At 63.5% G+C, this 16,905-nt stretch carries 16 protein-coding genes; 12 read left to right on the top strand and 4 right to left on the bottom strand.

Annotated features, from left to right (window positions below):
* Window positions 1-11: 11 nt before the first annotated feature.
* The 3 genes from E1956_RS14850 (at window position 12) to E1956_RS14840 (ending at window position 3,572) form a co-directional block, all read left to right on the top strand.
* The gene (locus E1956_RS14850) at window positions 12-1,406 is read left to right on the top strand and encodes a phosphomannomutase/phosphoglucomutase (protein WP_134750019.1); all 1,395 of its coding nucleotides are present in this window, start codon (window positions 12-14) and stop codon (window positions 1,404-1,406) included.
* Window positions 1,407-1,744: 338 nt separating this feature from the next.
* On the top strand, window positions 1,745-3,034 hold the full coding sequence (locus E1956_RS14845; RefSeq protein WP_232071176.1) for a glycosyltransferase family 87 protein: 1,290 nt from the start codon (window positions 1,745-1,747) through the stop codon (window positions 3,032-3,034).
* Between the two features lie 178 nt (window positions 3,035-3,212).
* Complete coding sequence (locus E1956_RS14840) at window positions 3,213-3,572, top strand: GtrA family protein (RefSeq protein ID WP_134750017.1); 360 nt, start codon at window positions 3,213-3,215, stop codon at window positions 3,570-3,572.
* Window positions 3,573-3,737: 165 nt separating this feature from the next.
* Here the strand turns inward: E1956_RS14840 and E1956_RS14835 are convergent, their stop codons facing one another.
* From E1956_RS14835 to E1956_RS14820, 4 genes are read right to left on the bottom strand one after another with little or no spacing between them, the layout of a single operon-like run.
* Window positions 3,738-4,451 carry a class I SAM-dependent methyltransferase gene (locus E1956_RS14835; protein WP_134750015.1) on the bottom strand — a complete coding sequence of 238 codons (714 nt, stop codon included), beginning with the start codon at window positions 4,449-4,451 and terminating at the stop codon, window positions 3,738-3,740.
* 41 nt (window positions 4,452-4,492) lie between these two features.
* Entirely contained in the window at window positions 4,493-5,566 is a 1,074-nt protein-coding gene (locus E1956_RS14830; RefSeq protein WP_134750013.1) for a glycosyltransferase family 2 protein, read from the bottom strand.
* Entirely contained in the window at window positions 5,563-6,816 is a 1,254-nt protein-coding gene (locus E1956_RS14825) for a glycosyltransferase family 87 protein (protein WP_134750011.1), read from the bottom strand. The genes E1956_RS14830 and E1956_RS14825 overlap by 4 nt, the downstream gene beginning before the upstream one ends.
* Window positions 6,813-8,054: a glycosyltransferase family 87 protein gene (locus E1956_RS14820; protein WP_232071174.1), complete on the bottom strand. Its 1,242-nt coding sequence runs from the start codon at window positions 8,052-8,054 to the stop codon at window positions 6,813-6,815. The genes E1956_RS14825 and E1956_RS14820 overlap by 4 nt, the downstream gene beginning before the upstream one ends.
* A 640-nt stretch (window positions 8,055-8,694) precedes the next feature.
* On the opposite strand from E1956_RS14820, the gene E1956_RS14815 reads away from it, so the two are divergent.
* From E1956_RS14815 to E1956_RS14775, 9 genes are all read left to right on the top strand, one after another.
* A complete protein-coding gene (locus E1956_RS14815) occupies window positions 8,695-8,865 on the top strand; it encodes a Flp family type IVb pilin (RefSeq protein ID WP_134750009.1) in 171 nt (56 codons plus the stop codon).
* Window positions 8,866-8,899: 34 nt separating this feature from the next.
* Entirely contained in the window at window positions 8,900-9,070 is a 171-nt protein-coding gene (locus E1956_RS14810) for a Flp family type IVb pilin (RefSeq protein WP_134750007.1), read from the top strand.
* 179 nt (window positions 9,071-9,249) lie between these two features.
* Window positions 9,250-9,801, top strand: coding sequence for an A24 family peptidase (locus E1956_RS14805; RefSeq protein WP_134750005.1), 552 nt, complete (start codon window positions 9,250-9,252; stop codon window positions 9,799-9,801).
* Window positions 9,802-9,849: 48 nt separating this feature from the next.
* The gene (cpaB, locus tag E1956_RS14800) at window positions 9,850-10,680 is read left to right on the top strand and encodes a Flp pilus assembly protein CpaB (RefSeq protein ID WP_134750003.1); all 831 of its coding nucleotides are present in this window, start codon (window positions 9,850-9,852) and stop codon (window positions 10,678-10,680) included.
* Between the two features lie 112 nt (window positions 10,681-10,792).
* Window positions 10,793-12,838, top strand: coding sequence for a type II and III secretion system protein family protein (locus E1956_RS14795; protein WP_134750002.1), 2,046 nt, complete (start codon window positions 10,793-10,795; stop codon window positions 12,836-12,838).
* Between the two features lie 20 nt (window positions 12,839-12,858).
* Complete coding sequence (locus tag E1956_RS14790; protein WP_134750000.1) at window positions 12,859-13,185, top strand: hypothetical protein; 327 nt, start codon at window positions 12,859-12,861, stop codon at window positions 13,183-13,185.
* 65 nt (window positions 13,186-13,250) lie between these two features.
* Window positions 13,251-14,486 (top strand): CpaE/TadZ family protein, encoded by a 1,236-nt coding sequence (locus E1956_RS14785; protein ID WP_134749998.1) that lies wholly within the window; start codon window positions 13,251-13,253, stop codon window positions 14,484-14,486.
* Window positions 14,473-15,849, top strand: coding sequence for a CpaF family protein (locus tag E1956_RS14780; RefSeq protein WP_134749996.1), 1,377 nt, complete (start codon window positions 14,473-14,475; stop codon window positions 15,847-15,849). The genes E1956_RS14785 and E1956_RS14780 overlap by 14 nt, the downstream gene beginning before the upstream one ends.
* An 18-nt stretch (window positions 15,850-15,867) precedes the next feature.
* A complete protein-coding gene (locus E1956_RS14775) occupies window positions 15,868-16,845 on the top strand; it encodes a type II secretion system F family protein (protein WP_134749994.1) in 978 nt (325 codons plus the stop codon).
* The last annotated feature ends 60 nt before the right edge of the window (window positions 16,846-16,905 follow it).

Genomic DNA, 16,905 nt, shown 5'->3' with positions numbered 1-16,905 from the left:
TGAGCCTCACCATGATTTCTCAATCGATTTTCAAGGCCTATGACATTCGCGGCGTTATCGGCAAGACGCTCGATAACGACACCGCACGCGCCATCGGCCGGGCATTCGGCAGTGAAGTGCGTGCGCAGGGCGGCGATGCGGTGGTGATCGCACGCGACGGCCGCCTTTCGGGTCCCGATCTCTCGGCGGCGCTGGCCGACGGCCTGCGCGCCGCGGGCGTGGACGTCGTCAACGTGGGCATGGTGCCCACGCCGGTCGGCTATTTCGCGGCCAGCGTGCCGCTCAAGCTCGCCTCGGGCGAGCGCAGCATCGACTCGTGCATCGTGGTCACGGGCAGCCACAATCCGCCCGACTACAACGGCTTCAAGATGGTCCTGCGCAGCAAGGCCATCTACGGCGACCAGATCCAGGCGCTCTATCAGCGTATCGTCGAGAATCGTTTCGAATCGGGTTCGGGCAGCTATGCCGACTACGATATCGCCGATGAATACATCGCGCGCATCGTGGGCGACGTGAAGCTCGCGCGTCCGCTGAAGATCGTCGTCGACACCGGCAATGGCGTGGCGGGCGCGCTCGCGCCGCGCCTGTTCAAGGCGCTCGGCTGCGAGCTGGTCGAGCTCTTCACCGAAGTGGACGGCACCTTCCCGAACCACCATCCGGACCCGGCGCACCCCGAGAATCTGCAGGACGTGATCCGCGCGCTCAAGGAAACCGACGCCGAAGTGGGCTTCGCGTTCGACGGCGACGGCGACCGCCTGGGCGTGGTCACGAAGGATGGCGAGATCATCTATCCGGATCGCCAGCTCATGCTGTTCGCCGAGGAAGTGCTCTCGCGCAATCCGGGCAAGCAGATCATCTACGACGTGAAGTGCACGCGCAATCTGGCGAAGTGGGTGAAGGAAAAGGGCGGCGAGCCGCTCATGTGGAAGACGGGCCACTCGCTCGTGAAGGCGAAGCTGCGCGAGACCGGCGCGCCGCTGGCGGGCGAAATGAGCGGCCACGTGTTCTTCAAGGACCGCTGGTACGGTTTCGACGACGGCCTGTACACGGGCGCCCGCCTGCTCGAGATCCTCGCGCGCGTGGCCGACCCGAGCAAGCTGCTCAACAGCCTGCCGAACTCGCACGCCACGCCCGAGCTGCAACTGAAGCTAGAAGAAGGCGAGAACTTCGCGCTGATCGCGAAGCTCCAGCAGAACGCGAAGTTCACGGGCGCCGACGAGGTCATCACGATCGACGGCCTGCGCGTGGAGTATCCGGACGGCTTCGGCCTTGCGCGCTCGTCGAATACGACGCCGGTGGTCGTGATGCGCTTCGAGGCCGATAACGACGCGGCGCTCGCGCGCATCCAGGCCGACTTCAAGCGCGTGATCCTCGCCGAGAAGCCGGACGCGAAGCTGCCGTTTTGAGGCTTTGGCGTGCCTTTGACACCGTCTTGAAGCGGTACACGAAGTAAAGCCAAACGCGGCGCCGCGCGGTTCTACCGCCCGGCGCCGCGCCGTTTTCTGCGGTGATCGGTCTTCGGGCGGTACGCCTCGTTCGGGTTCGTTGTACGCGGGCCGCCTGCGCCTCCGCCGGTTCGATGGATGTGCTGATGCTCCGGATGCGAAGCCCTGGCAGCCCGGTGGGCGGCTGTCTGTTCAACGCTTCGTCTCCCGTTCGCTTCCTAACGTTTCATTGGTAAGGCAAGCGCGAAAATAGTCACGCTGGCGGAATGTTCCTCGCCTCATCGCAAACGGGGGGAAGCATGTCAACGACTATCGAGCCATCCGCGAACGCGCGCGCTACCTCGTCGATCTTTACTGGCGAGAGAATGGCGCTATACAGTGGGGCGATGCTCGTCTTGCAGCTGATCCTGATCGCCGTGTGGGGCGTGGCCTGCTGGATCCTTCATATTCGCGGTGTTCCTCTCCTGGGCCTTGATTTCAGGGTGTTCTGGAGCGCTTCTTTCGTCTCTCTTCAACACGGACTGATCGCGGCGTTCGACCCGCATCTGCTTGCCGCAACCGAGGCTCGCTTATACGCGCAAACTGCATTTACGGGCGTGGGATATTTCGCCCCGTGGGTATACCCACCTACCTTCCAGTCGCTGATTCTGCCGCTGGCGCTGTTGCCGTACATTCCGTCCTACCTGGCATTCGTCTGTATCTGCATTGCGCTTTGCCTTGGCGCGTGCGTTCCCGTAATGAAAGCGAGGCCGTTGCCGTGGATTTCGGTAATCGCATTTCCCGGCGTATGGGTCTCCGTCATTTACGGACAGAGTTCATTTCTGACCTTCTTTCTTGCAGCCTCGGCGCTGGCCCTGGTCAAACGCCGTCCGCTGCTGGCTGGCGTGTGCGCTGGCCTCCTTGTGATCAAACCGCAATTTGGACTGCTGTTCCCGCTATTTTTCCTGTGCGGGCGCCAATATCGAGCCTTCGCGATGGCTGCGGTGACGGCAATTCTCGTTTGTGCCATCAACGTATGGGTATTCGGTCTACCGCTGTGGGAACGATTCTTCGAAACACTAAGCTGGTTCAATACCACCGTCCTGCAACACAACAACGCCAACCTTTGGCGTGTGATGCCGTCGGTCTACGCGATCGCCCGCTGTCTGGGCGCCAACCTGGGAGCTGCGTATGCCGTCCACTTCGCCATTGCACTGCCGCTCATCATCGGCACAGGGATACTCTGGGTCAAACAGCCAGGATCGTGCTTGAGCTCGGCCGCTGCCGTCGTCGCAACGCTCGTGGCGACACCCTACCTGCTCAGTTATGACCTCGTGTGGCTGCTGCTGCCCATCCTTTACCTATGTGAGGATTTCCAGCGGACCGGCACAGGCAGATCATGGGAGCTGGCGATAGTCGGCCTGGCGTGGTTTTTCCCCCTGGTGGCGTTTCTGACGACATTTGTGACGCAGGCCCAGGAATGGGGGGCGTTGCTACTTCCCGCGTTGCTTTTGACCATCCTGTTTCGCGCGAAGCACTTCCCGGTCTCCTATGCCGACATCAAGCGCGTGAATCTCGCCGGGAAGCCGGAAGCGAAGCAGCCGTTCTGACGTAGCCCATGGGCTCAGGAACCCGCATACCGCTGATTTGACGGCTGTGTGTGGGTTCGCGAACGATTACGCATCGGTTCCGGCTGCCACGCGGCTCACGGTTCCTTCATACTTCGCGATACACGCTATAGCCTGGCGCGAGCGGCACGAGCGTCGCGCATTACAAGGAGTGAGGGGGATGCCGCGGATCATCAGATTCGGCATTGCCGGAGCCATTGCGACCGGGGTTCATGTTTCGGTCGCGTGGTTCGTATTCAACTGGCTGGTGCGCGACTCCACCGTCGCAAACGTGGTGGCGTTTGTCGTCACCAACGTCGTATCGTTTCTGCTGCAGACGCTTTGGAGCTTTTCCTCGCGTCCGACGGTTGCACGCTTCCTTCGCTTTGCCACGGTGTCCATCGCGGGTTTTGTGACCGCAGCGCTGATTCCATTGGTGTGCGGCCGGCAGGCGCTTTGGCTGCCTACGATCGCCGTCGTCATCTGCGTGCCTGCCGTGTCTTATGTTGCGCACGCCAGATGGACCTATCAGGCAGCGTAACCGTGCACGGCGAATCCACCTGACTCGTGTCCTGGCCGTTGTCCGGCCCGCCGTGCCGGCTCGACGCGCAACGTATCCGCTTCGACGCGGCCTCAAGCTGATGAAGCTTCCCGCTGAGTTATTGCGCGCTCAGGCTGCGACGTGCCTGAAGCGCGCCGCATCATTTCACGGTTTGCGCGCCACGCAGAATATCGTTAGTCCGCCTAGACGATTGAAGCGGAAAATCGGCAACTCGATCGAGCAGAGCGACTTGAGAAGGCCGTTGACGAGCGGGTGATGCGCGCGCATCTGCGACTGCGGCGCCTGGTCTTGCCGGCGCGTTCTCTCTGCAAGACGCAGCGCGGCGGCAATCGGCAGGACGAGGCCGAAATAGTAGGCGCTGTGCTCGATTTCCAGTCCGGCACTGAGCACGGTCTTTTCCAGCTGGCCGAGCGTGTAACGGCGTTTGTGGCCGAGGAAGGTGTCATGGGCGCTCCAGAGGAACTGGAACGCCGGCACGGTAATCAGAAAGCGCCCACCCGAGGGAACCTTGGCAGCGTATTCCCGCAGCAGTCCCGTGTCGTCGTCGACATGCTCGAGCACGTCCATCAGCAACACGAGGTCTGCATCGACCGGATCGACGGCACGCAGGTAGCGGATCGTCTTGCCGGCTTCGCAAGCTTCGGATTCGGCCTCGTAGCTGATATCGACGCACCAGGCCTCTTGCGCACCGGCATGTGCGAGCAGGTGCTTCGAAAAAAAGCCCGAGCCCGCGCCCACGTCGAGTACGCGCGTACCCGATGGTGTGCCGAGAAAGCGGCGCATGGCCTGCGCCTTCGATGCGTAGTACCAGTGCGCTCCGACTTCCGGGCCAAGGACATCGATCTCTTTCAGGTCCATGAACGAACTCCCGATGGGGTATATGTCATGCCTTGCGCGCTTTAGCGCGAGGCAACACGCAGGCGCGGAGAGGATCGCGCGCGCCGCAGCGACTCGGCTCCAGCCGGGCGGCTGCCCGCGCGGCCCACGGGCAGCGTGCTGACCTTCGTGCGAACCTCATAGCGGCGGCGCACGAGATAGATCGGCCGGCCTTTTGACTCGTCGTAAATGCGCCCGACGTACTCGCCGATCACGCCGATACCGATGAGCTGGATGCCGCCCAGGAACAGGACGATCGAGATCAGCGACGCATAGCCTGGTACCGGATTGCCGAACAGCAGCGTGCGCGAGACGATAAAGCCGCCATACAGGAAGGCGAGCAGGGCAAGGGCACAGCCGATATAGGTCCAGCTGCGCAGCGGCACCGTGCTGAAGCTCGTGATGCCCTCGAGCGCGAAGTTCCAGAGCCGCCATCCGGAGAATTTCGAATGTCCGGCGCTGCGCGGTTCGCGCTCGTAGTCGATCGTCACCGTGCGGAACCCCACCCACGCGAACAGGCCCTTCATGAAGCGGTGACGTTCGGGCAACTGGCGCAGCGCGTTGACGACGCGCCGGTCGATGAGCCGGAAGTCGCCGACGTTCTCCGGGATCTTCACCTCGGAGAGCGCATTGTGCACACGATAGAAGAGTGCCGCCGTCGTCCGCTTGAGGAACGAGTCACAGGCGCGGCTGGCGCGTCGCGCAAGCACGACTTCGGCACCGTCGCGCCACCGTTCGATCATCTCGGGGATGAGCGAGGGCGGGTCCTGCAGATCGGCGTCGATGGCGATCACCGCGTCACCGAGCGCTTCGTCGAGCCCCGCGGTCAGCGCGGCTTCCTTTCCGAAGTTGCGCGTGAGATCGATCACCCTGACGCGGGCATCACGTCGGCTCGCCGCGACCAGTTGCTCGAGCGTTCCGTCCACGCTGCCGTCGTTGATGCAGACGATTTCGAATCTGATCGAGCGTACGCTCTCCAGCACACGCACCGTTTCCGTGAAGAACCGCTCGACTGCGGCGCGCTCGTTGTAGAAAGGCACGATCAACGAGACAAGTGGCGTCTTGACGTCGACGACATCGGAAGTTGTGGTTTTCATGGCGTGAGCTCCACCGGAAGCGAAATAGACGACGCACGGTTGCGCCGTTCCGATTCAACGCGCCGCAGCAGCAGCGCGAGCGAGAACGCAGTGAGGATCGGCATGAGTTGCACATGCAGCATGCCAATGATGAAAATTCCCGCACACGGCGCGAGCCACAGCGCGACGAGCCATTCGCGCTCGCCCTGCCTGAAGCCATGTGTCTGTGCGTGGCGGACGAACCAGGCGATCAGCAGACCGAACCATGTGAGGTCGTAGTCGAACAGATACGGGCTCACGAGCAGGCTTGCACAGACCAGTGTGGCCGCGCGCAGCTCGAAGGCGCAGGGGCGGCTCCACGTGCGCACGACCGCTAGCGCGCCGCACACTGCGGAAACAGCCTGCAACGCATAGGCAACGGGCACACTCAGGTGGGCGAGCCGCGCCATGGCGAAGAACGTGGGAACCCGTGCGAGCGCGATGCGACCGGCTTCGACATAGCCGCTGATGAGCCCCATGTTGTGAACAAATGCGCTGAGGGTGGCCGGGCCGAAAGCCAGTGTGGCGAACGCCAGTGTCGTGATAGCGGTGATTGCCATTGAGGCGAGGGCGCGCCAGGAGCGCGAGCACAGTAGCGCCAGCGGAATCAGCGTGGCCAGATGGGGCTTGACGCACAGCAGCCCGAACGCGAACCCCGCGAGGATCGGACGACGGCGCAGCGCGATGAGTCCGAGGCCCGCAAGCGCCGCGGTCAGCAAGCCGTTCTGACCGGACACGAGGACGACGGCGACCGCCGGAAAGGCCAGTGCCGGGAGCAGGGTCAGGCGGCCAGGCACGATGGTGCAGACCGCGCGCAGAAACATCGCGAGCGTAATGAAAAGGAAAGCGATGGCTGAGAGCCGGAACGGCAGCAGCGCGAAGGGCGCCGTGATCAGCAGGCACGTGGGCGGATAGAGCCAGGGCAGGATACCGACAGGTTGCGCGATCGCCGCGCGCTCGACGGACGCGAGGACCGCCTGGTTGTAGGCATCGAGCGCCTGCCCGTGCAGCGCGAGGTGCGACGCGCTCCAGACCGGCAAGTAGTCGAGCGCGATGGTGCCGAAGTCCGGCCGATGCTGCCACAGCGTGCGATAGGCGTAGACGAGTGCCACGATCGCATAGAACAGCAGCACGGTACACGCGTAGAGACGGATGCGCCTGCGATCGAGCCAGTGCCCGGTGCGATGCGAGCGTGATGCGTTGGTGGCGACAGCACGGGTGGTGGGAGTCATGACCGTTCCCCTTGCACGAGGTTGACACGGCGCAGCGTGATGAGGAGCACGAGCATCACGACGAGAGGGCCGATCTGCGGCCACGCCAGCCAGCGATTGAAGAGCTCGTAGAGCGGCAGCAGCCAGGCCAGCGTCAGCACCTGCTGTTCGCCTGCTTGCCAGCCTTCGCGCAAGCCGCTCGCCACCAGACACGCGACTGCGACACCCAGCCATGCCAGTTCGTAGTGCCAGACGTAGGGATTGGCGATGAGCGTGGCCGCGCACAGGGCGGCGGCGCGCAATCCGACATCGCGGGTGCGCCGCCAGACGTGGCACGCCACGCAGATCGCAATCGTCGTCGCGGCGCCTTGCGCGATCCAGGCGAGCGGTACGGAGAGTCCGGCGGTGCGAAATAGCGCGAACGGCGCGGGCGAAGCAAGCCAGAATTGGCTGTCGTGTTCGAGGACCAGCTCGCGGGCCATGCCGGCATTCGCGACGAAGAGCTTCACGGCGTTCATGCCGCAGATCAGCGTGCTCGCGAGCGTGACGGCGGCGGCGCTCGCCGCAGCGGCCAGAAACGGTCGCCAGGCGCGCGAGGCCAGCAGAACGATCGGAAACAGCATGGCCATTTGAGGCTTGATCGTAAGCAGTCCGAGGCACATGCCGGCCCGCACGGGATGTCGATCGATCCAGTACACGGCCAGTGCTGCGAGTGCCGCCGTGAGCAGCGCGTTTTGCCCGAAGATGAGCGCGACGGGCACGAACGGGCTGGCGACGAGAAAGAGCACCGCGGTCTTTGAGGCGAGAGCGTCCGGTGTCAGTCCCGAGACACGCAGCGCGGCCGGGACGAACACGGCAAGGCTAAGCGCACAGAACACAAGATAGGAAGGCGTGAACGGCAGCAACGCCAGCGGCGTGACAAGAACGAGGAACGCCGGCGGATACAGCCAGGGCAAGAACGCGTTCTTCGGAAGGTCGTGAAACAGCGAGCGCTCGATCGCGGCAAAAGCGGGGTAGTCGTAGACCTGCCACGCATGGGTATTGAGCATCACGTGGGAGGCTGCCCAGAACACCACAAAGTCGGTTCCGGGGCGGCCGGCTGCGGAGGACTGGAATCCATGGCTTCGCCAGACCCAGAGGGCCATGAATACTATATAGAGTGCGAGCATGGCCGCGCTGTAGACGCCAAGCCGCGATCGCGTGATCCAGATGCGTGCGCGCCGTGCCGCCCCCGATGGTCCCCGCATGGTCAAGTCCATGTCCCCGCCTTTAATTCATGTCGGCGTAATTGGCCGGCTTATTTGAATGAAATGTTGTGCTGATTTAATTTCGATCGCGCGACGGTCCGTGACGCGCGATATCGTTTTGTTTAGCGAATTATCTCAGTGAGAAAATCACTATCAATTCATTTCCGTACATGTGTGTGACTGATCGAACATTGGATCCGCGCACTGGACTGCGGAGTGGCAAAAATTACCGAAGACAACGATCTCAAGATTTAGTTAGCTGTTTAATTGACGCTGATCCCCTGTGTAAGCCGAATAGAAGGATCGGTACAAATTACCTGTTTTTAGGATGTAAATGTTTAGCTAACGCTTTAATTGTTAATTTTTGTGCCAATTAAATGAGAGTGGAATTGTGATTTTAATGAGTAGGGGAAAACACGGATTAAGGGCGGTTATTGTGTGGGCTGGGAAACATGACCATTTTTAAAACACCGCATTTCAGGCGCCGAATTGCATAAAGCGTGTCCAAACGCACACACGTCCCGTTTTTCGTCACCTAAAAAGGAAGCGCCTGCCGAGCAACATTGTTTTGCCGAAGTTCATTCCCTGGGCTGCAGGCCGTTCGGGGGTTAAACGGGTTTAACACTAGTCAATCAAATCATAGGGACTAACCATGAAGACCATCATCGTTCGCGCACAACGTTTCCTCAACGACGAAAGCGGCGTGACCGCCATCGAGTACGGCTTGATCGCCGCCTCCATTGCCATCGTCATTCTCGTCTCCGTCCAGCTCGTCGGCACCAATCTGAACAAGGTGTTCTCCGACATCGCTGCCGATGCCTGAGCCTGCACGCAGCTATCTCCGGAGGGAGTCGACCATGAAGACTTGCATCGTGCGTGCACGGCGCTTTCTCAATGACGAGACTGGTGTGACGGCGATCGAGTATGGCCTCATCGCTGCAGCCATCGCGATCGTCATTCTTGTGTCGGTTCAGCTGGTGGGAACCAACCTGAACGGGCTGTTCCAGGAAATCGCTTCAGACGCGTAGCCCCGCACCGGACGAACGGGCTGAACGCCCAGGCCGTTCGTCCGGCCTCCTAACGAGCAGTAGCGATACAACAACACGGCGCGCAGCTAATTAAAAAAACCAATCGACAACAGATCGACAAAAGATCGACAAGCGATCGGCAAGAGATCGACAACGAAACAACAAGGACCGGGACCATCATGTTTGCAGCTCATCTTCCGCCGCAGCCGATTCCACTGTGCGTAATCGCATGGCTACTCGTGGCCGCGAGCACGGATATCGTCAGCCGCCGCATTCCGAACTGGCTGGTCGGCTCGGGCCTCGCCGTCTCGTTCGGCGTACAGATTTTCCTGCAGGGCGCGCTTGCCGGCGCCGCTGCCTGGTTCACCGGCGCAGCTACCGGTTTTGCCATGCTGCTGCCGTTCTACCTCTTGCGCGGCATGGCCGCCGGCGACGTCAAGCTGATGACGATGGTGGGCGCATGGGTTGGCGCGAGCATCGCGTTCGACATCACGCTCGCCACGTTTCTGATAGGCGGACTCTGGTCCGCGCTCGTGGTCATCGGCCGGGGGCGAGTCGGACGCCTGCTGCGCAATCTCGGCTTCATCGCCGTCTCGATGTCGGCGTCGTGGCGCACGCGCGGCGACGTCACGCTGGCGCACGCCACAGCCGTGCGCTCGGTCGGATCGATTCCCTATGGCGTCGCAATCGCGGCAGGCACGCTGGGCGTGCTCTTCACGATGGCGGCATGAAGCGTCCAGTCCGTTTCAGGGCAGCGCATTGCGTTCGAGGAGTGTGTCATGAAAAACAGTCGTGCTTTCTTTATGTTCGGCATCGCTTTGCTCGCGGGGCTCGCGGCCGTGGTGATGGCTTCACGCTGGCTCTTGCAGACGTCGTCGGATGCGGTGACATCGGTCGCCGTCGCGACCGACGATATCGGATTGGGGCAGCCCATTACGGCGACCATGATTCACACCGTCAGTTGGCCGAAGGGCAGTCTGCCGGACGGCACCTTCGGCGACCCGAAGGCGCTCGAGGGCCGGGTAGTGCGCACGGGGCTCACGCGCGGCGAACCCGTGCTGGAGTCCAAGCTTGCGCCGGTGGGCACGCGAGGCGGGCTGTCGGCAATGATCGACGAGGGGCATCGTGCGATCACGGTGCGCGTGAACGACGTGGTGGGCGTCGCGGGCTTCGCGCTGCCTGGCAACTACGTTGACGTGATCGTGAACACGCAGGAGCAGCAGAAGAAAGCGGATAACCAGCAGAGCATCTCGAAGATCGTGCTCGAGCGCATCCTCGTGCTGGCCGTCGCGCAGGAAGTCAACCGTGACGACACGGCGCCGAAGGTGGTCAACGCGGTCACGCTCGAAGTGACACCGGAGCAGGCCGAAAAGCTCGATCTCGCGCGCAGCGTTGGCACGCTCTCGCTCGTGCTGCGCAATCAGATCGACAAAAACCGGCTCGCGACCGATGGCGCCACCAAGGACACCCTGCTTGGCGCACCTGCCGCGCCGGCGCCCGTGGTCGTAGCGGAACGTCCGGTACGTGTGAAATACCTCGCACGCAAGGTGGAAAAGCGCGATTGCGTCGGCGTTCTGTCCGGGGTGACAGGTAGTCAGGAATGCTTTTGAATCAAAGATGTGGGTGTGGACCGAATAGAGCAGAAATGAGGCGCCTGAACCGCTAGATGCAGGCGGGCGTCGGTCAAAAGGATCCAGCTGCGATCTACGGGGGTAGAACGAAATGAAAGCGAAGATGAGCGTGTCATCGGGACGCGGTCGCCGGGTTGCCGGCCGGGGACGGCTGGTATTGGCAGCAACGACCTGCGTGACGCTGTTTGCCACTGTGCAGGGCATGGCACAGGAGGCGGTCGAATACAGTGCCGCGGCGCGCGGTGCCGCCGTGCCCATGCCCAACGGACCCATGCAGATGACCATCAGCATGAGCCCGACGCCGGCCGGAGCGAATGCCGCCGCCGCTCACGCGCCGGCCGGCGCGCTGCACGGCCCGAGCTGCTCGGGCTCCGTGCGGGGCGAATCCACCGTCGTGGTGCCGCTCGGAAAGTCGGTGCTGGTGCCGGTCGACGAACCGGTGCGCAATCGCACGCTCGGCAACCCGGCTGTCGCGCAGGCGACGATGGTGTCGCCACAGACGCTCTATGTGCTCGGCGAATCGGTGGGCACGACCAACATGATCATTCAGGGCCGCAGTGGCGCATGCCAGGTGATCGACGTCGTCGTCAACGCCGACGCGGGGGGCCTCCAGGCCTCGCTCGCCCAGTTGCTGCCGGACGAGCACGACATCCGCGTTTCGACGGCCGCCGACAATCTCGTGCTGGCTGGCCGCGTGTCCAGCGCACAGGCGGCGCAACAGGCCGCGCAGATCGCAGCGGTCTACAGTGTCTCGCACGGTACACCGGGCAATGGCACGAAGGGCGGCGTGCTCAACATGCTGACGGTCGATGCGCCGCAGCAGGTGATGCTCGAAGTCAAGGTGGCCGAAGTCGACAAGACGCTGATCGATCAACTCGGCGCGGCGGTCAACATCCAGGGCGGCTTCGGTTCGTGGACCGGCGCACTGGTGAGCAATCTGCTTGCGGGGGTGTCGAGCGCGTTAGCCATCAGCAAGGCCAACAACCGGCCCTTCAATTTGGCCGTCGACGCGCAGAAGACCGATAACCTCGTGAAGATCCTCGCGGAACCCAATCTCGTGACGATCAGCGGGCAGGAAGCAACCTTCCTCGCCGGGGGCGAAGTGTTCATTCCCGTCCCGCAGAGCGGCACGGGAACCGGGGCGACCGCGATTACGCTGCAGCAGGAGGATTTCGGCGTCGGGCTGAAGTTCACGCCGACCGTGCTCGGCAACGGGCGCATCAACCTGAAAGTGGCGCCGGAAGTGTCCGAGCTCTCGCCCACGGGCGTGACGCTGAGCGCGGCCAATGTGAGCGGCGCGACGATCCTGCCGCTCATCACCACACGGCGCGCATCGACGACCGTGCAGATGCGCGATGGCGAGTCGTTCGCGATCGGTGGGCTCATCAGCAACAACATCACCGGCTCGCTCAAGGCGCTGCCGGGTCTCGGCGAGATTCCGGTGCTCGGTACGTTGCTTCGCAGTACGTCATTCCAGCAGGACCGCTCCGAGCTGATTTTTATCGTCACACCGCACCTCGTGCATCCGATGCAGACCGCGCAATACCGCATGCCGACCGATAGCTTCACGCAAGCCAACGAAGCCGACGTCTACGCGACCGGCAACATGGAAGGCCGTGGTGCGGCGAAGGCGTTCCAGAGCGCGCCCGCTGGCAGTGCGCCGGCCCCGGCAACGCCTGGCGCTCCGAACGTGCCGAACGCACCGAACGCACCTTCGACGCCGGCGGGCCAGCCGGTATCCGGACCGGCTGCCCCGGCCACGCCGGTTGCACCCGCAACACCGGTTTCGTCGCGGGTCGTGCCGCCGGAAGAGCGGGAGGCTCAGCCGGCGCAGGTGTCGGCGGTGGCCTTGCCAACGGTATCGAGCGCGCCGCTGGTCGAGCGTGAGAGCGACGCCGGGCGTGTCGAGCGCACGGCGCAGCAGATTGCCGCAAGCAACGGGCTGCCGCCGCCGGTTCAAGCGAATCCGCCCGGCGCGTCCACGGGGGCAGGCGCGACTTCAGAGCACGCACTTGCAGCGGGCGTGACGGAGAAGCGCGATGCCGCTCATATTGCCTACCTGGCCCACGTGGGCGAGGTTCCTGCGTTGCAGCAAGAGGGTGCGGCGGGCACGTCCAGCGCCGCGACCGCCCACTGACGCGAGCCGAGGGAGACATCATGAAACTCGAATCAATCGTAATCGTCCGCCGCGCAGCGCTCATCCTGGCCGGCGTGGTTGCCAGCGCGACGCTCGGCGGCTGCATGACCAGCACACCGATCTGGGATGCCCACTTCGGTGAGGCCGTGCGGACTTCCGCACAGGTCCAGGTCATCGATCCGCATGCCGGCGATCATGCGCCTTCGCCGCAAAGCATCGACGGGACGGCCGCAGCCTCGGCGATGGATCAATACGACAAGTCGTTCACGGCGCCGCCTGTCACGACGAACGCCTTCACCATCGGGATCAGCGCCGGTGGTGGCGGTGGCAGCGCAAGCGGGCAGTGACGTCCAGCAGCACGCCGGCCAGCTTGGCCGAGCGCCCGAAGCTTCGATAAACGGTCCATACGATCATGATCGATATCCTCACCATTTCGAGAGACGCCGAGCGGCTAGGGCAGCTCGTGCGCCTGATCGCAGCGTGCGGCAATTACCGGACGACCCGCGTGGAGGGCAGCCCGGCCCAATTGCTTGAGCGTGGCGATACGCTCGGCGCATTCGACGTGCTAATCGTCGACGCGCCCGCGCTGGCCGACGCCGATCCTGATGCGATAGCCGAACTGTGCCTCCGGCACAAGCGGCTCACCTGCATCATGCTGACTTCGGATACCTCGTCGGACACGCTGATTTCGGCGATGCGCTCGGGTTTTCGCGACGTGCTGAACTGGCCGCTCGAACCCGCTGCGCTGCGCGATGCGCTGCACCGTGCGGCGGGCCAGCGCGCGAGCGATTTCGCGCATACCACGCCGATTCTTTCCTTCATGTCGAGCCGTGGCGGCGTGGGCACGAGCTTCATCGCCGCGAACGTTGCGTACGCAATCGCAACCGTCGACAGAAAGCGCGTGCTGCTCGTGGACCTGAATCAGCAGTTCGCTGACGCAGCGTTTCTCGTCACCTCGGCAACGGCACCCTCCACGATCCAGCAGATGAGCGCACAGATCGAGCGCATGGACGTGGCGTTCTTCGACGCCAGCGTCGTGCATGCCGCCGCGAATTTCGACATTCTCGCGGGCGCGGGGGATCCGGTAAAAGCATCGGAGATTCGCGCGGACCGGCTCGAGTGGATTCTCGGCGTTGCCACGCCGCGTTACGACTTCGTTGTCGTCGATCTCGGCCAGACCGTCAACCAGCTCTCGATGCTCGCGCTCGATCGCAGCGACTATATCCACGTCGTGCTGCACGCGAGCATGCCGCACTTGCAGGCCGGACGGCGGCTTCAGGAGATCCTGGGCTCGCTCGGATATGGGCCCGAGCGCATGCGCCTCATTCTCAACCGCGACTCGCGCGAGGGCGCACAGGCGCGCGCGGCGCTCGAGAAGGTGCTCGGCATGTCGCCCTATCACGTGATACCCGACGATCCGCGCGCCGCAGCCGATTCCGTCAACCAGGGGCTGCCGGTGCTGGAGACCGCGCCGCGCAGCACGCTTGCCCGTAGCGTGCGCTCGCTCGCTGCGCAGATCGCAAGTCGCAGCGCGGACGCATCCGTGACGCCGGAAAAAGGCGAGTCGTTCATTACCCGGCTGATGGGACGGCGCAGCGCGCCCGCGCATACCACTTTCTCAGGAGAACAACGCCATGTCGCTTCGTGAGCAAATTTCAACCCAGCACCTGCAGGTGGTGGGCGAGCGAGCCGACGCCGCCGGCTCGTCGACCAACCCGGCGCGAGCCCGTTCCGAGTCGTACCAGAAGCTCCGGCACGAAGTGCATCAGACCGTGCTCGAGCGCGTGGAGCTGGAGCGCCTCTCGCGCATGCCGCAGGATCAGGTGCGCCAGGAGATCGGCGCACTGATCGCGCGCATCCTCGAAGAGCGCCGCGCTCCCGCGAACGATCTGGAACGCCGGCAGCTCGGGATCGACGTCTATGACGAGATGTTCGGCTTCGGGCCGCTCGAGGTCCTGCTGCACGACCCGGGTGTTTCGGACATTCTCGTGAATACGGCCAGGCAGATTTACGTCGAGCGCCGCGGCCGGCTCGAGCTGACGGACGTGACGTTTTACGACGACGCGCACCTCATGAAGGTGATCGAGAAGATCGTGTCGCGCGTGGGCCGGCGCATCGACGAATCGAGCCCGATGGTCGATGCGCGGCTACCCGACGGCTCGCGCGTGAACGCGATCATTCCGCCCTCGGCCGTCGACGGGCCGCTTTTGTCGATTCGCCGTTTTGCCGCCAATCCGTTGCAGGTTCCGGATCTGATCTCGCTGCAGACGCTTACGCCGCCGATGGCCGAAATCCTCGACGGCCTCGCGCGCGCGAAGGTGAACATCCTGATTTCGGGCGGCACGGGCAGCGGGAAGACGACGCTCCTGAACGTGCTCTCGGGTTTCATTCCCAACGACGAGCGCATCGTCACGATTGAAGATGCCGCCGAACTGCAACTGCGCCAGGAACACGTGCTGCGTCTCGAAACACGCCCGCCCAACATCGAGGGGCGTGGCGAGATCACGCAGCGCTCGCTCGTGCGCAACGCACTGCGTATGCGCCCCGATCGCATCATCCTCGGCGAAGTGCGCGGCGCGGAAGCGCTCGACATGCTCAACGCGATGAATACCGGCCACGAAGGCTCGCTCGCGACGATCCACGCGAATTCGCCGCGCGATGCGCTCACCCGGCTCGAGAACATGATCAGCCTCGGCGGGCTCACGCTCCCGCCGAAGACGATGCGCCAGCAGATCGCCTCGGCGATTACGGTCGTCGTGCAGGCTGCGCGACTCACCGATGGCCGCCGCAAGATCCTCAGCATTTCCGAAATCACCGGCATGGAAGGCGATGTCGTGAACATGCAGGAGATCTTCACGTTCCGGCGCACGGGCGTGGACACGACAGGAACGGTGCGCGGCCACTTCTGCGCCACCGGCGTGCGGCCGAAATTCATGGAGCGGCTGCAGGCCTTCGGCGTGGCGTTGCCGGAGAACATCTTCGATCCGGCGCGCCGCTTCGAGACGACGTGAGAGGCATGGGAGGCAAGCATGAGTCATAGTTTCTATGCGGCAATCGCGCTGGTTTTTGTCGCGGTCGTGCTGGCCTGCGAGGCCGCCTGGATCTGGTGGAGCAGCCGGCATGGTGCCGTTGCGCGGCGGTTGCAGTCGCGTATCGATGCGGTGTCGAACGCGGCCGGTGCGGTGCACGAGAAGCTGACGATCCTCAAGACGCCTGTGCTCGATGAATCGTCGCGCTTTCATCGCGTGCTGGGCAAGCTGCGCATCACGCAGTCGCTGGTGCTGTTTCTGCAGCAATCGGGCGTGGGCTGGTCTGTCGGGCGCCTGGTCGGCACGTGCATTGCGCTGCCGCCAGCCGTATTCGCACTGCTGAGCATTCTTCGCGTATCGATGGGGGTGAGCGCACTCGCCGCTATCAGCGTCGCGGTGCTTCCGCTCGTCTGGGTGCAAGGCCGCCGGGCACGGCGGCTCAGACAGTTCGAGCGCCAGTTGCCCGATGCATGCGACATGCTTGCCCGTTCGCTGCGCGCGGGGCATGCCTTTGCGGCTGCCATCCAGATGGTGGGGCTTGAGTTTGCGGAGCCGATGGGCGGCGAATTCCGCTACACGTTCGACGAAATCAACTACGGCGTCTCGCTCAACGATGCATTGACGAATCTCGCGCGCCGCATGCCGATTCACGATCTGCGCTATTTCGTGATCGCGGTGCTGGTTCAGCGCGAGGCGGGGGGCAATCTTGCCGAGCTGCTCGACAGTATCACGATGCTGGTGCGCGAGCGCTTCAAATTCTTCGACAAGGTGCGCGTGCTCTGCGCGGAAGGCAAGCTCTCCGCGTGGGTCCTCGTGCTGCTGCCGTTCGTGACCGCGGGGGCCATGCTGGTGATCAACCCGGGTTTCCTGGAGGTGCTTTGGCAGGACCCGGCGGGCTTGCGGGTCGTGCAAGTCGCGCTCGTGCTGATGGTGATCGGCGTGTTCTGGATCAGGCGCACGGTGCGCATCAGGGTCTGAGTCAAGGGCGTCGTGCGGGAAGCCGTGCAGCCGTGCCGGGTGCATCGGGGAATGCGTGCA

The organism is Paraburkholderia pallida, from assembly GCF_004524855.1.
GTDB lineage: Bacteria > Pseudomonadota > Gammaproteobacteria > Burkholderiales > Burkholderiaceae > Paraburkholderia > Paraburkholderia oxyphila.
The sequence above is the reverse complement of the archived record's forward strand: the minus strand, read 5'-3'. Positions and strand labels throughout refer to the sequence as shown.

What these genes read in the sequence shown, in the direction of transcription:
- E1956_RS14850 (WP_134750019.1), top strand. Translation starts at nt 12, where the DNA reads ATGATTTCTCAATCGATTTTCAAGGCCTATGACATTCGCGGCGTTATC.
- E1956_RS14845 (WP_232071176.1), top strand. Translation starts at nt 1,745, where the DNA reads ATGTCAACGACTATCGAGCCATCCGCGAACGCGCGCGCTACCTCGTCG.
- E1956_RS14840 (WP_134750017.1), top strand. Translation starts at nt 3,213, where the DNA reads ATGCCGCGGATCATCAGATTCGGCATTGCCGGAGCCATTGCGACCGGG.
- E1956_RS14835 (WP_134750015.1), bottom strand. Translation starts at nt 4,451, where the DNA reads ATGGACCTGAAAGAGATCGATGTCCTTGGCCCGGAAGTCGGAGCGCAC.
- E1956_RS14830 (WP_134750013.1), bottom strand. Translation starts at nt 5,566, where the DNA reads ATGAAAACCACAACTTCCGATGTCGTCGACGTCAAGACGCCACTTGTC.
- E1956_RS14825 (WP_134750011.1), bottom strand. Translation starts at nt 6,816, where the DNA reads ATGACTCCCACCACCCGTGCTGTCGCCACCAACGCATCACGCTCGCAT.
- E1956_RS14820 (WP_232071174.1), bottom strand. Translation starts at nt 8,054, where the DNA reads ATGGACTTGACCATGCGGGGACCATCGGGGGCGGCACGGCGCGCACGC.
- E1956_RS14815 (WP_134750009.1), top strand. Translation starts at nt 8,695, where the DNA reads ATGAAGACCATCATCGTTCGCGCACAACGTTTCCTCAACGACGAAAGC.
- E1956_RS14810 (WP_134750007.1), top strand. Translation starts at nt 8,900, where the DNA reads ATGAAGACTTGCATCGTGCGTGCACGGCGCTTTCTCAATGACGAGACT.
- E1956_RS14805 (WP_134750005.1), top strand. Translation starts at nt 9,250, where the DNA reads ATGTTTGCAGCTCATCTTCCGCCGCAGCCGATTCCACTGTGCGTAATC.
- cpaB (WP_134750003.1), top strand. Translation starts at nt 9,850, where the DNA reads ATGAAAAACAGTCGTGCTTTCTTTATGTTCGGCATCGCTTTGCTCGCG.
- E1956_RS14795 (WP_134750002.1), top strand. Translation starts at nt 10,793, where the DNA reads ATGAAAGCGAAGATGAGCGTGTCATCGGGACGCGGTCGCCGGGTTGCC.
- E1956_RS14790 (WP_134750000.1), top strand. Translation starts at nt 12,859, where the DNA reads ATGAAACTCGAATCAATCGTAATCGTCCGCCGCGCAGCGCTCATCCTG.
- E1956_RS14785 (WP_134749998.1), top strand. Translation starts at nt 13,251, where the DNA reads ATGATCGATATCCTCACCATTTCGAGAGACGCCGAGCGGCTAGGGCAG.
- E1956_RS14780 (WP_134749996.1), top strand. Translation starts at nt 14,473, where the DNA reads ATGTCGCTTCGTGAGCAAATTTCAACCCAGCACCTGCAGGTGGTGGGC.
- E1956_RS14775 (WP_134749994.1), top strand. Translation starts at nt 15,868, where the DNA reads ATGAGTCATAGTTTCTATGCGGCAATCGCGCTGGTTTTTGTCGCGGTC.